Annotated in this window: 17 protein-coding genes; 7 read left to right on the forward strand and 10 right to left on the reverse strand. The window is 51.9% G+C overall.

Annotated elements, in window-relative coordinates:
* Positions 1-502: 502 nt before the first annotated feature.
* The 4 genes from F463_RS0113640 to F463_RS0113655 form a co-directional block, all read right to left on the reverse strand.
* A complete protein-coding gene (locus tag F463_RS0113640; RefSeq protein WP_018987665.1) occupies positions 503-3,562 on the reverse strand; it encodes an efflux RND transporter permease subunit in 3,060 nt (1,019 codons plus the stop codon).
* Positions 3,563-3,565: 3 nt separating this feature from the next.
* Positions 3,566-4,663: an efflux RND transporter periplasmic adaptor subunit gene (locus tag F463_RS0113645; RefSeq protein WP_018987666.1), complete on the reverse strand. Its 1,098-nt coding sequence runs from the start codon at positions 4,661-4,663 to the stop codon at positions 3,566-3,568.
* Complete coding sequence (locus F463_RS0113650) at positions 4,660-5,937, reverse strand: TolC family protein (protein WP_018987667.1); 1,278 nt, start codon at positions 5,935-5,937, stop codon at positions 4,660-4,662. The genes F463_RS0113645 and F463_RS0113650 overlap by 4 nt, the downstream gene beginning before the upstream one ends.
* 63 nt (positions 5,938-6,000) lie before the next feature.
* Positions 6,001-6,435: a hypothetical protein gene (locus F463_RS0113655; protein ID WP_018987668.1), complete on the reverse strand. Its 435-nt coding sequence runs from the start codon at positions 6,433-6,435 to the stop codon at positions 6,001-6,003.
* 153 nt (positions 6,436-6,588) lie between these two features.
* Between F463_RS0113655 and glyQ the strand changes: the two genes are divergently transcribed.
* The 5 genes from glyQ to F463_RS0113680 are packed head-to-tail and all read left to right on the forward strand — an operon-like array spanning position 6,589 to position 11,616.
* Positions 6,589-7,530 (forward strand): glycine--tRNA ligase subunit alpha, encoded by a 942-nt coding sequence (gene glyQ, locus F463_RS0113660; RefSeq protein ID WP_026295609.1) that lies wholly within the window; start codon positions 6,589-6,591, stop codon positions 7,528-7,530.
* Positions 7,527-9,626: a glycine--tRNA ligase subunit beta gene (gene glyS / locus F463_RS0113665; RefSeq protein ID WP_018987670.1), complete on the forward strand. Its 2,100-nt coding sequence runs from the start codon at positions 7,527-7,529 to the stop codon at positions 9,624-9,626. Before glyQ ends, glyS begins: the two co-directional genes overlap by 4 nt.
* A gap of 24 nt (positions 9,627-9,650) precedes the next feature.
* Positions 9,651-10,193, forward strand: coding sequence for a D-glycero-beta-D-manno-heptose 1,7-bisphosphate 7-phosphatase (gene gmhB / locus F463_RS0113670; protein WP_018987671.1), 543 nt, complete (start codon positions 9,651-9,653; stop codon positions 10,191-10,193).
* Positions 10,193-10,906: a lysophospholipid acyltransferase family protein gene (locus F463_RS0113675; protein WP_018987672.1), complete on the forward strand. Its 714-nt coding sequence runs from the start codon at positions 10,193-10,195 to the stop codon at positions 10,904-10,906. The genes gmhB and F463_RS0113675 overlap by 1 nt, the downstream gene beginning before the upstream one ends.
* Positions 10,903-11,616 (forward strand): M48 family metallopeptidase, encoded by a 714-nt coding sequence (locus F463_RS0113680; protein ID WP_018987673.1) that lies wholly within the window; start codon positions 10,903-10,905, stop codon positions 11,614-11,616. Before F463_RS0113675 ends, F463_RS0113680 begins: the two co-directional genes overlap by 4 nt.
* Positions 11,617-11,620: 4 nt before the next feature.
* Here F463_RS0113680 and F463_RS0113685 read toward each other — a convergent pair whose 3' ends face one another.
* The 6 genes from F463_RS0113685 to F463_RS0113710 form a co-directional block, all read right to left on the reverse strand.
* On the reverse strand, positions 11,621-12,151 hold the full coding sequence (locus tag F463_RS0113685) for an SRPBCC family protein (protein WP_018987674.1): 531 nt from the start codon (positions 12,149-12,151) through the stop codon (positions 11,621-11,623).
* A gap of 75 nt (positions 12,152-12,226) precedes the next feature.
* Positions 12,227-13,132 carry a DMT family transporter gene (locus tag F463_RS0113690; protein ID WP_018987675.1) on the reverse strand — a complete coding sequence of 302 codons (906 nt, stop codon included), beginning with the start codon at positions 13,130-13,132 and terminating at the stop codon, positions 12,227-12,229.
* Positions 13,133-13,248: 116 nt separating this feature from the next.
* Positions 13,249-13,476, reverse strand: a complete 228-nt coding sequence (locus tag F463_RS0113695) for a (2Fe-2S)-binding protein (protein WP_026295611.1) — start codon at positions 13,474-13,476, stop codon at positions 13,249-13,251.
* Between the two features lie 135 nt (positions 13,477-13,611).
* Complete coding sequence (gene bfr / locus F463_RS0113700; protein ID WP_018987677.1) at positions 13,612-14,088, reverse strand: bacterioferritin; 477 nt, start codon at positions 14,086-14,088, stop codon at positions 13,612-13,614.
* Between the two features lie 12 nt (positions 14,089-14,100).
* The gene (gene bfr, locus F463_RS0113705) at positions 14,101-14,589 is read right to left on the reverse strand and encodes a bacterioferritin (protein ID WP_018987678.1); all 489 of its coding nucleotides are present in this window, start codon (positions 14,587-14,589) and stop codon (positions 14,101-14,103) included.
* A 185-nt stretch (positions 14,590-14,774) separates the two neighbouring features.
* Positions 14,775-15,365, reverse strand: a complete 591-nt coding sequence (locus tag F463_RS0113710; protein ID WP_018987679.1) for an SCO family protein — start codon at positions 15,363-15,365, stop codon at positions 14,775-14,777.
* Between the two features lie 130 nt (positions 15,366-15,495).
* On the opposite strand from F463_RS0113710, the gene F463_RS0113715 reads away from it, so the two are divergent.
* Together F463_RS0113715 and F463_RS0113720 are read left to right on the forward strand one after the other, a co-directional pair.
* Positions 15,496-16,413, forward strand: a complete 918-nt coding sequence (locus F463_RS0113715) for a branched-chain amino acid transaminase (protein ID WP_018987680.1) — start codon at positions 15,496-15,498, stop codon at positions 16,411-16,413.
* 49 nt (positions 16,414-16,462) lie between these two features.
* Complete coding sequence (locus F463_RS0113720; protein ID WP_018987681.1) at positions 16,463-16,651, forward strand: zinc-finger domain-containing protein; 189 nt, start codon at positions 16,463-16,465, stop codon at positions 16,649-16,651.
* Positions 16,652-17,246: the final 595 nt, after the last annotated feature.

A 17,246-nucleotide genomic window follows, 5' to 3' on the forward strand; every position in this document is an offset into this window, starting at 1 on the left:
CCGCTGGCCGAAAACCCTCACGCTGCCTGCGCTACTCGGCGCGGCAGATGGGGGCCCGAAAACCCATGAGCGCCACCGTTTGTAGATTAAAAAAAGAGTTTGAGTTTTTTCAACGCCCAAATTCCTACTGCGCTAGTTTGGCGAGATAAATCCCATTCATCACGCTGAGTAGCGCAGACAAAGTTAAGAAACAAGGGAGCGATTGTTTGAGCTCCGCAACAAGTCACGAATTGTGTGGCTTGTCAGGGCGAGTTTCGTGACCGCTTACTTTGCTGACAACTAAGACTGCGAAGCAGTCTGTTACGGCGTAGGCTAATTCGCGTAGCGATGTTAAGCGCAGCGGCCGTAGCCAACAACGCAAGGGAGCCGCAAGGTCGTGATGGCTGGGTGTCGTCCTCTTTGGTTACTTTCTGGGGGACAAGCACCAGAAAGTAACTCGCTGAGGGCGAAATAAGAATTCCAAAAAATCAAATTCCGAAAATTACTTTCTAATTTGATTTATTCATTCCCTACCAAAAAAATGTTGATACAGAATCGGCAGCACAAACAGCGTCAAAAACGTTGCTGTGATCAACCCGCCAATCACCACAATCGCCAGTGGCCTTTGAATCTCTGCTCCAGGCCCGGTTGCAAAGAGTAGCGGAATCAACCCAAACGCCGTAATGCTGGCTGTCATCAGTACGGGGCGCAGGCGGCGTCTGGCGCCTTCGTAGGCTATTTTTTCGGGAGGCATGCCTTGCTCGGCCAAATGCTGGAAGTGGCTGACCATCACCACGCCATTGAGTACTGCTATCCCTAACAGTGCAATAAACCCCACTGATGCCGGGACTGAAAGGTATTCACCCGAAAGCCATAACGCAAACACGCCACCTATCATGGCGAACGGGATGTTGGCCAACACCAGTAGGGCTTTTGGCAACGAACCAAACGTCATAAACAGTAACAGGGCGATCAGCACGATGGCCACCGGAATGACAATGCTGAGGCGGGCAGCGGCGCGTTGCTGGTTCTCAAACTGACCGCCCCATACCAGCCAGTAGCCTTCAGGCAATTTCACCTGTTGGGTGACTTTCTGCTTGGCTTCCTCGACAAAACTCACCAGGTCGCGGTCTTTGACATTGGCGGTGACGACGACCATGCGGTTACCGCGTTCACGGTCTATTTTGACCGGGCCTTCTTCACGCACTATGGTCGCAACACTGGAAAGTGGCACGGTGCCGCCTTGGGGCAGGGTGAGCATGAGCTGGCTGAAATCTGAGGAGGATTCTCGTACTAACTGGCTGCCGCGTAGCAGGATAGGCGTGCGCCGGTTGCCTTCAAGTACAACGCCCAACAGTTTGCCTTCGAGCTGGCTTTGCAGAAAGCTGTTGATCTCTGCGATACTGAGCCCCAGCCGCCCCGTGGCCACACGGTCGATTTTGATTTGCAGGTATTGCACGCCGCTGTTCTGGGGGGTGTACACATCCTGGTTGCCGGGGACTGACTCCAGTACTTTGATGATTTCCTGCGCCTTCTTATTAAGCACCTTGGTGTCAGTACCAAAAATCTTCAGGGCCAAGTCGCCACGCACGCCGAGAATCATTTCGTTAACGCGCATTTCAATCGGCTGGGTAAAGTTGTAGTCCAACCCGGGGATGCTGTGCATGACCTTGCGCAGTTTTTCGATCAGGGCCGCTTTGTCGGGTACTTGCCATTGCTCACGCGGTTTAAGCAGCAGGAAATTGTCTGCCTGATTGATACCCATGGGATCCAGTCCCAGCTCGTCGGCACCCGCACGGGAATAGACGCCCTGTACTTCGGGCACTTGCTGCAGCAGGGTTTGTTGCAGGTGAGTGTCGGTGGCGACGCTTTGTGATAACGAAATGGAGGGCAATTTTTCTGTGCCGATAATCACGTCACCTTCATCCATGGTCGGCATGAAGGTCTTGCCGATGAGTGGGTAGATGACGGCTGTCAGTATCAATAATATGGCTGCTGCCAGGATCACTGTACGCTTATGCTGCATGGCACTGGCTAGTGAACTGGCATACCAGCGGTTCAGATGACGGATCAACCACGGGTCTTCACTGGCGTGCTGTTTGATCAGGAAAGAAGCCAGTACCGGAATGACAGTCAATGAAAGCAGCAGGGAGGAACCCAGTGCAAACATAATGCTGAGGGCCACGGGGGCAAACAGTTTGCCTTCCAGGCCCTGCAAGGTAAGCAGGGGCAGAAACACGGTGATGATAATCACAATACCGGCACTCACCGGTACAGTCACCTCTCGCATTGCTGCCAGAATAATCCCCAGTTTGCCCTGATTTTCTGGCGCGTGAGCAAGATGGTCTACAATATTTTCTACCACGACTACCGCAGAGTCGACCAGCATGCCAATCGCAATTGCCAGGCCACCCAATGACATCAGGTTGGCAGACATACCATAGCGCTGCATCAGCCAGAAAGTCGCCAGCATGGCCAGCGGCAAGGCGCACGCCACCGTGAGGGCGGCGCGGAGGTTGCCCAAAAACAGGACCAGCAGGATCAATACCAGTACGACCGCTTCCATCAATGCCTTGTTCACGGTATGCACCGCGCGGTCAACCAGATTGCCCCGGTCATAAAATACTTCAATCTTGACGTCGCTGGGCAAGCTGGGCTTGATTTCGGCCAGCTTGGCGCGCACGCCTTCCACCACTTGCCGCGCATTGGCGCCACGCAAGCCTAGAACCAGGCCCTCCACGGCCTCGCCTTGGCCATTGCGGCTGACAGCGCCATAACGCGTCAGTTCGCCAATACGGACTTCTGCTACATCGGCAATGCGCACCGGGCTGCCTTGCTGGCCCTTGATGACGGTGTTGCGTACATCGTCCAGGGTTTTGAAAGCGCCTTCAGAACGCACCAGAAGTGACTCCTCACCATCCTTCAGTCGGCCTGCACCGTCATTGTGATTATTCTCGCTGATAGCGGTTTGCAGATCATTTAACGCGATACCGCGTGCTTGCAGCCTGGCATTATCGGGCACGATTTCAAAGCTGCGTACCAGTCCGCCCAGGGCATTCACATCCGCCACGCCAGGCACGGTACGCAGGCGGGGGCGTATCACCCAGTCGAGCAGGGTGCGTTTCTCTTGCAAGCTCAGCGTGTCTGACTCTATGGTGAACATAAACATTTCACCCAAGGGTGTGGTCATGGGTGCGATACCGCCTGAGACTTCTGCTGGCAAGTTGGCCCAGGCGTTATTGAGGCGCTCTGTCACCTGCTGGCGTGCCCAGTAAATATCGGTGCCATCTTCAAAATCGATGGTGATATCCGTGAGTGCGTATTTGGCGACTGCCCGCAAACCGGTTTGCCTGGGGATGCCCAGCATTTCTACCTCTATGGGTGCCGTGATCCTGGCCTCTACCTCTTCGGGGGTCATCCCAGGCGATTTGATGATGATTTTCACCTGCGTGGAAGACACATCCGGAAACGCATCAATTGGGATGGTTTGATAAGCGGTCCATCCAGCAAACAACAAACCAATCGTCAATACGCAGGTCAGCAGCCTCTGTTTAAGTGCCTGTTCTATCAGCCAATGCAACATGGTTTACTCCCCGCCCAGGCCGAGCCAGTGGCCTTTTAAGGCAGCCACCCCTTGCACGGCGATGGTTTCATTGCCTTGCAAGCCTGCTTGTATGGTTAATTGCTGGTCTTGCTCAAGCAGTATCTTCACCGGCGTGACGGTCACCCCTTGGGCATGCTGCACAAATATCATGGCCTGTTCACCTTGCCTGGCCACAGCACTTCTGGGGACGGCAAAACTGGGTTGGCTTCCTTGCTTGGTATTTTCAACCAGGGCGACGTCAACAATCTGGCCGACGGACAATTGCTCGGCTCCCTTTGTGATAGAAGCTCGCACCTGTGTGGTCTGGTTGTTTTTGTTCAATTGCCTTAATACGGTGTCCACCCTGGCAGTTAAGCCTAATTTGGGTAAGCGTACCGTGTCACCAGGGCTGACCTGTTGAGCCTGTTTAATGGGCACCTGCATCATCAGCCATAAGGGGCTGGGGTTGCTGATGGTGTATATGGGCATCGCCATATCTACCCGTGCGCCTACCTGCTGTTGCTGCTCCATGATCTGCCCGCTGATAGGCGCGATAATCGCAATGCCGTTTTGCATGCTGCGCTTTTGCGCCAGTTGCCGGATGTGTGCATCACTCATGCCAGCCAGTTTCAGGGTTTGCTGGCGTTCATGCATCAGTGCCTGGCTGGTTTCGTAAGCACTTTGTGTTTCCTGCATGCGGCGTTGGGAAATAATGCCGTCCTTGAATAGCTCCTGATCACGTTTGAGTGCTTGCTCATGCAACCTGGCCTGGGTCTCGCTTTGCAGGTAGTTGCTTTGCAGGGCCACCAGATCCGGGCTGCTTAACTGGCCGATGACCTGGCCCTGTTTGACGCGGTCACCGACGCTGACACTAAGTCTAGTAATCAGCCCGCCCTGTGGTGCGGTGACCACACGCGTTTGTGTCGGTGGCAACACTACCTCTGCTGGGTAACTCGCAGAAAGGCCACTGCTTTGTGCTTGCAAATGCCCCCATTGCACCTGCATCTGTTTGAGTTGTGCCGCTGACAGCGGCATCACGGTGGCCGACCATGCGTTAAATGACAGGCAGACCGAGGTGATTAAAAAAAACATTCTTTTCATGGTAGGACTCCTACGGCCTGGTTGTATTTGGCAATATTCCATTGCACTTGTAACTGTTGGCTGCTCAAGCTGCGTTCAGCTTCAAAGGCGAGTAATTGCAGGCGTAATAACTGGTTGAGGTCGAGCTCGCCCAAGCGGTAAGCTTTGCGGGCGAGTGAGGCGTTTTCACTGGCGATGGTTTGCTGTTGCTGGATCAGCGTGAGTTCCTGGTGGCTGACATGCAGGTTGTGTTCGGCTTCGTGCAGGTTGTTTTCCAGCTGGCGCCGCAGGGTTTCCAGCTGTGTGCGGGCATCACCGATATTTTGCTCGGCATTTGCAAGCAACGGCGCACGCTGCACTTCACTTTGCAGCGGGATAGTGATGGCAACCCCCATGCTGGAGTTATAGGCATAATCAAACCCACCCTGGATGGTGCGTGTGCTTAAGGTGAGTTGCGGGTTTTGACGTTGCTCAATGGCCGTCAGGTCGCGTTGGCCTTCTGCCAGCTTGACTCTGGCTTGTGCTGCTTGCCAGTAGGGCGAGTCTTCATAGCTTTTACGTGTGGAGAGGGATTCTTCCAGCCGTGCCGGCATTTCATTCAGTCCGGTCAACTGCTGGTAGCGAAATTGCGCATGCATTAACTCTGCATTCGCCAGTACAAGCTGCCGTTCCGCCTGCAAGGTTTCCTGCTGCGATTGCATGATATCCAGCCTGGCGACTTCGCCAGCCTTGAAGCGCTTTTGCACATCCTCGCCTATGCTGCGCAGGGTGTTGTGGCGGTTTTCCATCAGGCTAACATCATTACGCCGCATGGCAATCTCCCATACAGCATTGCGTAACAAATCTGCCGCCAGTTGCTGCAACCCGGCCCGGTCTTGCGACAGGCTGTCATCCGCCAGGCTGGCCACCTGGCTACGCGCCTGGCGTTGTCCCGGTAGCCAGATCGGGATTTGCATCTGGGCTTGCCATTCGCGCTCATTGCGATTGCTCAGCAGGGCGTCATTCTGGTGTGAGAAACCCACCGAGGGCGCTTGTGGCAGCCAGCTATTGGCCACGGTTCTGCGCGCCTGCACCATTTGCTGGTGGGCGGCGAGTAGCGATTGCTGTGGATGGATGGCCACCACCTGCAGCAAGACCTCATTCAGGCTTAAACGCGAGCTGGTTGAAACCGTATCTACATGGTCACTGCCCTGGCCTATACTGTCGGCCAATACAGCGGAGGCATGGCCAAGCATGAGCCATGCGCACCATGCGATGAACAAGGAGCGCAATGCTCCCATGCATATATAAAACATAGAGTCTCCTGAACAAAACAGGCAGTCGGTTGGCTAATGCCAGCCGGTGCAACGTGTCAATGTTCAGGCGTGTGGTGGGCCGCGCGGGCTATGGCGTGTGAGGGGGGAGCGGTAGTGTGCACTATCGTGTTGCAGCCTTTCAAATTGGCGGCGTGGTAACAACAGGCATAGTGACAAGAGAAAAAGCGTAGGGACTAAAGCAGTAAGCCAAATACTGGCATAGGCATCAATCAGAGATAACAAGGTATTGCTTTCGCTGATCGCCTGGCCTAGACCGATGATCTGGCCATGTGATTTGTTGGAGTGTACATGCCAGTGGAACGGATGCTTGGCCTCAGCGGCTTCGGTATACAAAGCTGGAATATCAACCATGTGCATATGCGGGCCATCATCGGCTGCGGTGTCTCCTGCCATATGGGCGTGAAGTAGCGGCGCCACGGTTTGCAATAGTGCAAACCAAAGCGTCAGTAACAACACCCATGTGCGATAAGATTTCATGCTTTCAATTTATCAAATTTTGCCTGGTGCCACAATCGCAATAAGCCGTAAAAAGTCATGTATTTCTTTATAACGGGTCAGCAATGCAATTTCTTAACCACGTCTGAATCAGGTAAAATAATCGTTTTACAATCAAGCGGATCAGGCATCATGGTGCTGACCTTTCAACAAATCATTTTAAAACTACAAGAATACTGGGATAAACAAGGTTGCACCCTGCTGCAACCTTACGACATGGAGGTCGGTGCCGGTACTAGCCACACTGCTACTTTTTTGCGCGCACTGGGGCCTGAGCCATGGAAAGCCGCCTATGTGCAACCTAGCCGCCGCCCCAAAGATGGCCGTTATGGTGAAAACCCTAATCGCTTGCAACATTATTACCAGTATCAAGTGGTACTGAAGCCAGCGCCAGCCAATATTCTGGAACTGTACTTAGGTTCACTCGAAGCATTGGGCTTTAATCTCAAGGAAAACGATATCCGCTTTGTGGAAGATGACTGGGAAAACCCCACCCTGGGCGCCTGGGGCCTAGGCTGGGAAGTCTGGCTCAACGGCATGGAAGTGACGCAGTTTACCTACTTCCAGCAAGTGGGTGGCATCAACTGCAAGCCGATTACGGGCGAGATCACTTATGGCCTGGAACGTCTGGCCATGTACCTGCAAGGCGTAGAAAACGTCTATGACCTTGAATACTCACCAGGCGTAAAATATGGCGACGTGTTCCACCAGAATGAGGTTGAGCAATCGACGTATAACTTTGAGCATTCTGACGCCGATTTCCTGTTCACAGCCTTTAATGCACACGAAAAACAGGCCAAGCACCTGATGGAAGTGAAACTCGCCTTGCCCGCCTACGAGCAAGTGCTCAAAGCCGCCCATACCTTTAACCTGCTGGATGCGCGTGGTGCGATTTCCGTCACCGAGCGTGCGGCCTACATTGGCCGTATCCGTAACCTGGCGCGTGCTGTTGCCGCCAGCTATCTGGATAGCCGTGCCAGATTAGGTTTCCCCATGGCGCCCAAAACCTGGGCTGATGAAGTCATCGCCAAACTTGAGAGCGAACAAGCAGAACAAAACAAGAAAGCCGCCGCATGAGTACCCGCAACCTGTTAGTTGAATTATTTGTAGAAGAATTGCCACCGAAAGCGCTTAGAAAACTGGGTGAGGCATTTAGCGGGGTACTGGCTGAAAACTTGAAAGCTTCTGGTCTCCTGGCGGATAGCAGTATCACTACGACTTTTGCCTCTCCACGCCGTTTGGCTGCGTATATCACTGCCGTGGGTGATAAAGCCGCAGATAAGCAGGTCGCACAAAAACTCATGCCGGCGACGGTGGCGCTGGATGCCAATGGTAATGCAACACCAGCCTTGCTGAAGAAACTGCAAGCCTTGGGCGAAGACGAATCTGCCGTTACGAAATTGCGCAAAGAAAACGATGGCAAAGCCGATATCCTGTTCCTCGATGCCACTCAGGCAGGCGCCACATTACAGGAAGGCCTGCAAAAGGCGCTGGATGAAACCCTGGCAAAGTTGCCTATCCCTAAAGTGATGACTTACCAGATCAATGATGGCTGGCAAAGTGTGAATTTCGTGCGTCCGGCCCATGGTCTAGTGGCGTTGCATGGCAGCGACGTGGTCCAGGTTTCAGCCCTGGGGTTGACGGCAAGCAATACCACGCAAGGCCACCGTTTTGAAGCAAAGAATCCGATAGTCACTATCACTTCTGCCGACACCTATGCCCAGCAATTGGCCGATGAAGGTGCCGTGATTGCTGGCTTTGATACGCGTCGTGCCGAGATTGCGAAACAGTTGCAAGCCGCTGCCGATAAGCAAGGCCTGAAGCCAATTGAAGATGAAGCATTGTTGGACGAAGTGACTGCGCTGGTGGAACGCCCTAATGTGCTACTGGGACAGTTTGAGGAAGAGTTTTTGGCGGTGCCACAAGAGTGCCTGATTCTGACCATGAAGGCCAACCAGAAATACTTCCCATTGCTGGATGCCAGCGGCAAGTTGACCAACAAATTTCTGATCGTTTCCAACATCAACCCGGTAGATGCCAGCAAGGTGATTGGCGGTAATGAGCGCGTGGTGCGTCCGCGCCTGGCGGATGCCAAGTTCTTCTTTGACCAGGACCGCAAGAAAACGCTGGAAAGCCGTCTGGCTGGCTTAGGTAAAGTGGTTTACCACAACAAGCTGGGCTCACAAGGTGAGCGTAATGAGCGTGTGGTGGCGATTGCCTCCGCGATTGCCCAGCACATTGGCGGCGATGGATTTGTGGTCAAAGTGGCGCAAGCGGCACGGTTGTCCAAAGTCGATTTACTGACTGACATGGTCGGTGAATTCCCAGAGTTGCAAGGCATTATGGGCCGCTATTATGCCCAGCATGAAGGCCTGGCCGATGACGTGGCTTATGCCATTGAAGACCATTACCGACCACGTTTTGCCGGGGATGAACTGCCGCGTAGCCAGGTCGGTGTGGTGGTCGCCTTGGCCGATAAATTAGAAACTCTGGTCGGCCTGTTTAGTATTGGTGAAAAACCAACTGGCGACAAAGATCCGTTTGCCCTGCGTCGCCAGGCATTGGGCATTTTGCGTATGTTGATGGAAACCGATTTGCCGTTAGCGTTCGACCAATTAATTGCACAAACACTGAGCGTATTTAATGGCAGTCAAGACGTGGCTGAAGCGATCAAGGCCTTCTGCTTTGACCGCCTGGCTGTGAATCTACGTGACCAGGGCGCAAGCGCGCAAGAGGTCGATGCAGTGTTATCATTATCACCGAACCAATTAGCCGAAGTGCCTCGTCGCTTAAGTGCGGTGCAAGCCTTTGCCAACTTGGCAGAAGCGCCTGCGCTGGCGGCTGCTAACAAGCGCGTGTCTAACATTTTGAAAAAGGTGGAAGGCGAAGTGAAAGCAGAGGTGAAAGCGGAATTGTTGCAAGAAACGGCTGAAAAAGACTTGTATCAGGCGCTGGCAACCACCAAACCTAAGGCGGACCAGCTGTTTGAAACTGGCGATTACACTGCCTCATTGCAAGCGCTCGCTGTACTCAAGGCACCCGTCGATACCTTCTTTGACGAGGTGATGGTCAATGCCGACGATCCTGCATTGAAAGCGAACCGCCTTGGTCTGTTAGCCACCTTGCACCAGGCCATGAATCGCGTGGCAGATTTGTCCAAGCTGGCGAGTTAATCTACTGCCGTCAGGAGTTTATGCATGAAATTAGTCATCCTCGACCGTGACGGCGTGATTAACCGCGACAGCGCGACCTTTATCAAAAACCCAAACGAGTGGATTCCGATCCCAGGTAGCCTGGAAGCGATTGCGCAATTAAACCAGCATGGCTACCGCGTGGCAGTGGCCACCAACCAGTCGGGAATCGCGCGCGGCTATTTTGATATGGCGACGCTCAATGCGATTCACGACAAAATGCACAAAGCCCTGGCGCAAGTCGGTGGCCGTATCGATGCGGTCTTTTATTGCCCCCATGCAGCCGATGACCATTGTCACTGCCGTAAACCTAACACTGGCATGATTGAAGAAATTGGCCGCCGTTTTAATATCGAGCTGACCAAAGTGCCCGGCGTGGGTGATGCCTTACGTGATTTGCAGGCGTTTGATAAAGCAGGTTGCCAACCTTATCTGGTGCGTACAGGCAAAGGCGAAGAAACCTATAACTTGGCTGATGTGCCCATGAATACCATTGTGGTTGCTGACCTTGCGGCGGCTGTTCAAGACATTATTGCAGGTGACAAATAATGCAAAAAGCGGTGTTGTATGCGCGCGCCTTGCTGTTCTATGCCGGGTTGATTGTGTTGACCATTCCATTTTCACTGCTGGCGATTTTGCTGATTCCACTCCCTGCGGTTACACGTTCACGTTGGGTCAGTGGCTGGGCGTATAGCGTCTTGTGGTGGCTCAAAGTGACGTGCAATTTGCGCTATGAGGTCACCGGCCGTGAGCGTATTCCTGCCAGTGCACATATCATTCTTGCCAAGCATCAGTCAGCCTGGGAGACCATAGGTTTGCAGTGTATTTTTCCGCCGCAAGTTTGGGTGATGAAAAAAGAACTACTGATGATTCCTTTCCTGGGTTGGGCATTCTGGGCGCTGGATGCGATTCCGATTGATCGCAGCTCTGGCCGTGAGGCATTGAAAAAACTGGTCAACAATGGCAAAGACCGCCTGAAGCAGGGCTTGAGCGTGGTGATTTTCCCGGAAGGCACACGCACGGCCCCCGGTCATCGTGGAAAGTATCATATCGGCGGTGCCTGGCTGGCATCGCATAGCGAAACCACCGTCGTGCCGGTCGCGCATAATGCCGGGCGTTTTTGGCGCAAAAACTCCATCCTCAAATATCCGGGTGTAATCCAGGTGGTGATAGGTCAGCCGATTGATACCAAAGGCCTCAAGCCCGACGTCGTCAACAAACAGGTTGAGGACTGGATTGAAGCCGAGATGTTGAAGCTGTGATTGAGCAGCAACTAAGATTGCCTGGCGGGCAAACGATTCCTTACCAGCTCGATTTACGTCTGCGTAAAACCATAGGACTCAAAATTACGGCCAATGGGCTGGTAGTGCATGCCCCCAAACGTATTTCTGCCATCCAGCTTCAACAAGTCCTGCTGCAAAAAGCTGCTTGGATACAGCAGAAACTCGCCTTGCGAGAAACCAACCAAGTTGCCCCCATGCAATGGCAGGATGGCGAGCCGCTGTTGTTTATGGGCCAGGATATTGTGCTGACGCTACAACATCATGCCACCAATAAAGCGGTGGTGTTGCAAGGTAACCAGTTGCTGTTGAGGTCGCCGCAGGTTGACCAGCCTGCATTTGTCGCGCGCAAAGTCTTGCAATGGTATGCGCAGCAAGCCTTGCCGGATTTCAAACGCAGAGTAGAGTTGGTTGCTGCGCAGATGGGTGAAAAAATTACTTCTGTCGCACTCTCCAATGCCAAATCCCGTTGGGGGAGCTGTAATAGCCGCAAGCAAATCCGCCTGAACTGGCGGCTGATACAGGCCCCGCCCCATATCATTCAATACGTGGTCTGCCATGAAATGGCGCATCTCAGGGAAATGAACCACTCGGCCAGGTTTTATGCGGTGCAGGAGAGCCTGTTCCCCAATCACGTACAGGCTGAAAAAGAGCTGCGGGCGCTTTCGCCGATTTTGCACCGAATGGCTTGATCGCTCATTCGTAACGTGCTTTTTTGATCTCGGCCACCAACTGATCCAGCACCATCCCCCATCCTTGCTCAAACCCCATAGCCTCGTGCCGCTGCCTGGATGCGGCATCAGAATGCAACACATAGGCGGTATATCTGGTTCCGCGTGTGGTCGCTTCCAGCAGCAGGGTGGCAGTCATCAAGAATTCCGCACATTCGTGGCCAAGCGATAATTCTGGGATTTTTGCTGGCCTGAAGCCCGGCTCAAGGGCATTCGTCCAGCTCAGTTTTTTGTTTGGGATCACCTCAAGATAGCAGCCAATATTGGGAAATTGCTGCCCTTCAGGCGACTGCATGACTGTGCGGAAAAGCCCACCTGGTTTCAGGTCTATTTCACATTCGACGGTTTTCCATGGCAAGGGGCAAAACCACTTTTTCAAGTGCTCCGGGGTTGTCCAGGCATGCCAGATTTCTTCGGGTGTGACATCTACTTCACGTTCAAGAACCAGGTCCAGTTCAGGGTTCAAATCCAATGCAGGGTTCAACGCCAGGGCCATTAACTGTCTCCTTTATGCTAGCACTAAACAATTGCTATAAATATTCTATGCTGACTTGTACCAGTGATTCTAAGTTCAGGTGATTTTTTTATTGGCGAGCCAGATCCCGCTAAATATGGTCAACATGCCTATCAGCTGATATCCCTGAAATACTTCGTGCAAAAGAAGGGTGGATAGCATAGAACCAAAAATGGGCATGGCATGAATAAACACACTGGCCCTTACTGAGCCTACCAGCGTGACAGCCTTAGAATAGGCCAATAGTGCAATGACAGAAGGAAAAATGCCGATGTACGCCAAGATCCACCAAGTATGTGTATTCTCAAGATGAATGGTCGCGGTTTGACTCTCCCACACCGATAACGGAACAAGAAACACAAGTGCAATCAGCACCTGGCATAGCATCAGCCCGGTGCGGTTGATGTGTGCCGGGATGGCTTTTAGCCATAAGGTATAAAGCGCCCAGAAAATCATGGCGAGAAAAATAATCAGGTCGCCTGGCGCAAAGGCCAGGGTAAGCAGTATTTGCAAATTACCATGGGAAACCACGATCAATACGCCGGCGAGTGAAACCAGCATGCCTGAGAGTTGAGCGGCAGATAAGGTTTGCCTGTAAAACAGGTATCCAAAAATGGCCACCAGGAACGGAATAAACGAATTAAGGATAATGCCGTTAGTCGCCGTGGTCGTATGTAAACCCCAGTACACCAGTAAATTAAACGCGGCGACACCGGTAATCGCTGTGCCGAGGATATGCCAGCGATAAACCAGGTAATGTTGACGGTCTTGTAAAAAAGGCTTGAGGGCAAATGGCAGCAAACACAAGGCAGCAATGCTCCAGCGTATGAGTGACAACGAGACAGGCGGAACCGCAGCACTGATGGCGCGTCCGGCAATAAAGTTACCTGCCCACAATAGTGGAGGTAATAGTAATAACAGTAAGGTGCGCCAAGATAGCGTGGGGGGATCGGTGTCTGACATGCTTGAATTTCTTCACTAGGGCCAGCGCCAGATTGTAGAGGAGAATGGTGGGTGAAGCATGTTTCAGGCAATAAAAAAGGGGCTAGTCGCCCCTTTTGTAACTAAGGTATTATTTATTAAGCCGCACCTAAGTGCACGGGCGTCAGCTGTATCAGTTTTTTTACCAAGCCAGGATGTTGCTCTGCGTGCGCTTCTTTCAGGCAGGCCTTGGCACAGCTGGCACATTTGCCACACTCAGCCCCTACGCCTAACTCGTCTTTCAAATGCTTCACGGTCTTGGCACCATTTCTCACTGCTTGATGAATTTGCCGCTCGGTCACTGCATTACACACGCAAACGTACATATTGCCTCTACTTAAAATCACTAATGATAATTATTATCATTTATATGAAGTTTGTCAAGGGCAATATGGTTCCATGCAGCCACAAAAAAAGCCGCTTTCGCGGCTTAGTTCAATGATTCGCTTGAATCTATCCAGCTAATCAGACTCAATCTGTGATTGCAGGTAGTTAGGGAGGCTGACATCTGTAATCAGGCGTTGCTGGGTTTCCAGCCAGTCTATGGCCTCTTCACAGGCTTCCAGCAGCTCAGTCAGCAAGTCACGGGTGACAAAATCCTGCAGTTTTTCTGCCTCGGCAATTGCTTCCACCAGTTGCGGGCGTTGTACTTCTTTTTCAAAGCTCAAGTCACCCTGCAAGCACTCCACCACATCTTCACCTATCAGTAACTTGCCCAGGTTTTGCAGGTTGGGCAGGCCATCGAGAAACAGGATACGTTCAATCACTTCATCGGCTTCTTTCATGACACGGATGGACTGTTTGTACTGGTAGCCGTTAAGACGTTCCAGGCCCCATTTTTTGAACATGCGCGCATGCAAAAAATATTGGTTAATAGAAGTCAGTTGGTTTTTAAGCACCTTGTTCAAGGTGGTGATGATTTGTTTATCGCCTTTCATGCGTCATGCTCCTTATACAGCAGAAGGGCTGTTGCCCATCTGGCTCTGGCAGTAGTTTTCAATGCCCACCAGTTTGATCAGGTTAAGCTGTTTTTCAAGCCAGTAGGCATGGTCCATTTCCGTATCTTCCAGTTGGACCAGCAACATTTCACGGGTGACGTAATCCTGCGCTTGTTCACAGGCTTCCATGGCTTTTTTCAGGTGTTTGACCACGGCGTACTCAAGCGCCAGGTCAGATTCCAGCATGGATTTCACGTCCTTGCCGATATTGAGCGCATCGCGCTTGGCCAGGTTGGGTTTGCCTTCGAGAAACAGGATACGCTGGATCAGCGCGCGGGCATGTTCACGTTCGTGCAGGGATTCATGCAGGCTGTGTTCTGCCAGGCTTCCCAATCCCATATCCGCATACATTTCACCGTGGATCAGGTATTGATCTGTGGCAGATAATTCACCCGCCAGCAGGTCATTCAAGATATCTATGATTTTTTTATCGCCTTTCATGTCCGGCTCCTGTTTGCATTTTTGATGCAGTCATCATACAGGAAAACACAAATGATGCAATTAAAATATTGGCGTAACTATTTGATTTTAAATAATATTTTAAATAAAAATCTAAATGACAATCGTTCTTGATGCTGGTGTGGGGAAAGATTCCAAATAAGCTTCAGAGATTCAAGTTTCAGGGGTTAAAGTAATAACCGTAAATCATGTGCGATGTTTTCTGGCTTTTCACCATAGCCCAGATAAATACGCGGCGCGCCTGTTTTATCAAAGACATACAAGCCGGCACTATGATCCATGGTGTAACCGGATTTGCCAGGCTCGCTGACCTTGGCCGCATACACTTTGTATTCGCTGAGGTTGGCGGCGACTTCTTCTACCGTACCGCGCAGGCCGATAAAACGGGCGTCAAAGCCTGGAACGAATTGCGCCAGCACTTCCTGGGTATCGCGTTCGGGATCTACCGTCACAAACAGCACTTGTACGTCATCGGCTTTGTCGCCCAGCAGCTTCATGGTTTGCTTGAGGTCGCTCATGGTGGTCGGGCAGACGTCCGGACAATGCGTGTAGCCAAAGAACAGCACCACCACCTTGCCTTTAAAGTCATTCATGCTACGTAATTTTCCGGTATGGTCAGTCAGCGACAGCGGCTTGCCAAACTGGGTACCGGTTAAATCCGTGCCAATGAAACTGGCAGAACTCCCCTGCTGGCAGGCGACCAGTAGTGTGGTTAGCAGTATCAAGGCCAGGTAAAGCCACTTAAAACGCACAGACATGCAAAAAATCCTTGTAAATCATCACTGAAATGGATTCTAGCATAGGCGAAAAGGGCGCAGATTAGTTTACAATACTGGTTTTTGATGACTGACGGATTAAAGGCGAGTTTAAATGGCAATACCGAGTTCGATGGCAGACCGTGACGGCGTTATCTGGTACGACGGCAAAATGGTCAACTGGCGTGACGCCACCACCCATGTATTAACCCATACCCTGCACTACGGCATGGGTGTGTTTGAAGGGGTGCGTGCCTATAAAACCGACAAAGGTACCGCCATTTTCCGACTCAAAGAGCACACCGACCGCCTGTTCCGCAGTGCGCACATCCTCGGCATGAAAATGCCGTTTGATAAAGAGACCCTATCTGAAGCACAAAAAGCCGCAGTGCGTGAAAACAAGCTTGAGTCTGCCTACCTGCGCCCGATGGCGTTTTACGGTGCAGAAGCTATGGGCATCTCCGCCAAAACCCTGTCTACCCACGTGATCGTTGGTGCATGGAGCTGGGGCGCTTACATGGGTGAAGAGGCCATCACCAAAGGCATCCGCGTGAAAACGTCTTCTTTTGCACGTCACCATGTGAACATCACCATGTGTAAAGCCAAGGCCAACGGCAACTATATGAACAGCATCCTGGCGCATCAGGAAGCTGCACAAGATGGCTACCAGGAAGCCTTGCTGCTGGATGTAGATGGTTTCGTGGCAGAAGGTTCCGGTGAAAATATTTTCATCATCCGTAACGGCAAACTGTACACCCCGGACCTGACTTCAGCGCTGGAAGGGATTACACGCGACACTATTATCCATCTGGCGAAAGAAGAGCTGGGTCTGGAAGTGATCGAAAAACGCATTACGCGTGATGAAGTGTATAGCGCAGATGAGGCCTTCTTCACTGGCACAGCGGCTGAAGTGACGCCTATCCGCGAACTGGATAACCGTGCGATTGGTGAAGGTAGCCGTGGCCCGATCACCGAGAAACTGCAAAGCCTGTATTTTGATGTGGTGAAAGGCAAAAATGCCAAATACGCACATTGGCTGACATTGGTTTAATCAATCACGTTGAGTCAATTTGATCAAGCCTGTTTCTGGGAGAGTTTGAATGTCTGATGTCAAAGAGTTTGAAGTAGACGGCAAAGACTTGCCATTACATTGTCCCACCAAAGAAGTGGCCTTGTGGGCATCACATCCAAGAGTGTTTCTGGATGTGGCGAAAACGGGGCAGGTGTCTTGCCCATATTGCGGGACGAAGTTTAAGTTGAAACCAGGCACGCAGGTGCATCACCATTAAGTCAAAACCCACGCAGTGCGTGGGTTTTTTGTTGGTTGGCTGGTTGCAAATTTAGATGTTTTGGGTAGGTCATTCGTTATCTCTGCGTCATTCCGGCGAAGGCCGGAATCCAGGCAAGTTTAATACTTGTTTTTTGGCTGCAATCTAAGTGGTAAGGTGGGCATGTATGCCCACGCGGATAGTTTCTTGTTGTCTGTGATGTTCTTTTTCGCCTCTAGGCGAGTTACTTTTCTTTGCTTGCACAAAGATAAAGTAACCAAAAGAAAGTGCACCCTAGCTTCTGCTTGTTCCCTGCGTTGCTCATCAAAATAAGCGCTCGCGAAACTCATCCTAGCGGCCTGCACAATACGCAGGCCACCGCGGGATTCGGACAGCCGCTCGCTTGATCTTATTTTGTCTGCGCTACTCGGCGCGGCAGATAGGGGCCCGAAAACCAATGAGCGCCACCGTTTGTGGGCTAAAAAGAAAAGAATTTGAGTTTTTAACTATTCCAAATTTCAACGATGGTACTTTGATGAGATGAATCCCATCCCATCACGCTGAGTAGCGGAGACGAAGTGGGAGAAGTCGGCCATCGGCTGTTCGAGTTCCGCGG

Origin of the sequence: Methylophilus methylotrophus DSM 46235 = ATCC 53528 (assembly GCF_000378225.1) — a bacterium.
In the GTDB taxonomy this organism is placed as follows: Bacteria; Pseudomonadota; Gammaproteobacteria; order Burkholderiales; family Methylophilaceae; genus Methylophilus; species Methylophilus methylotrophus.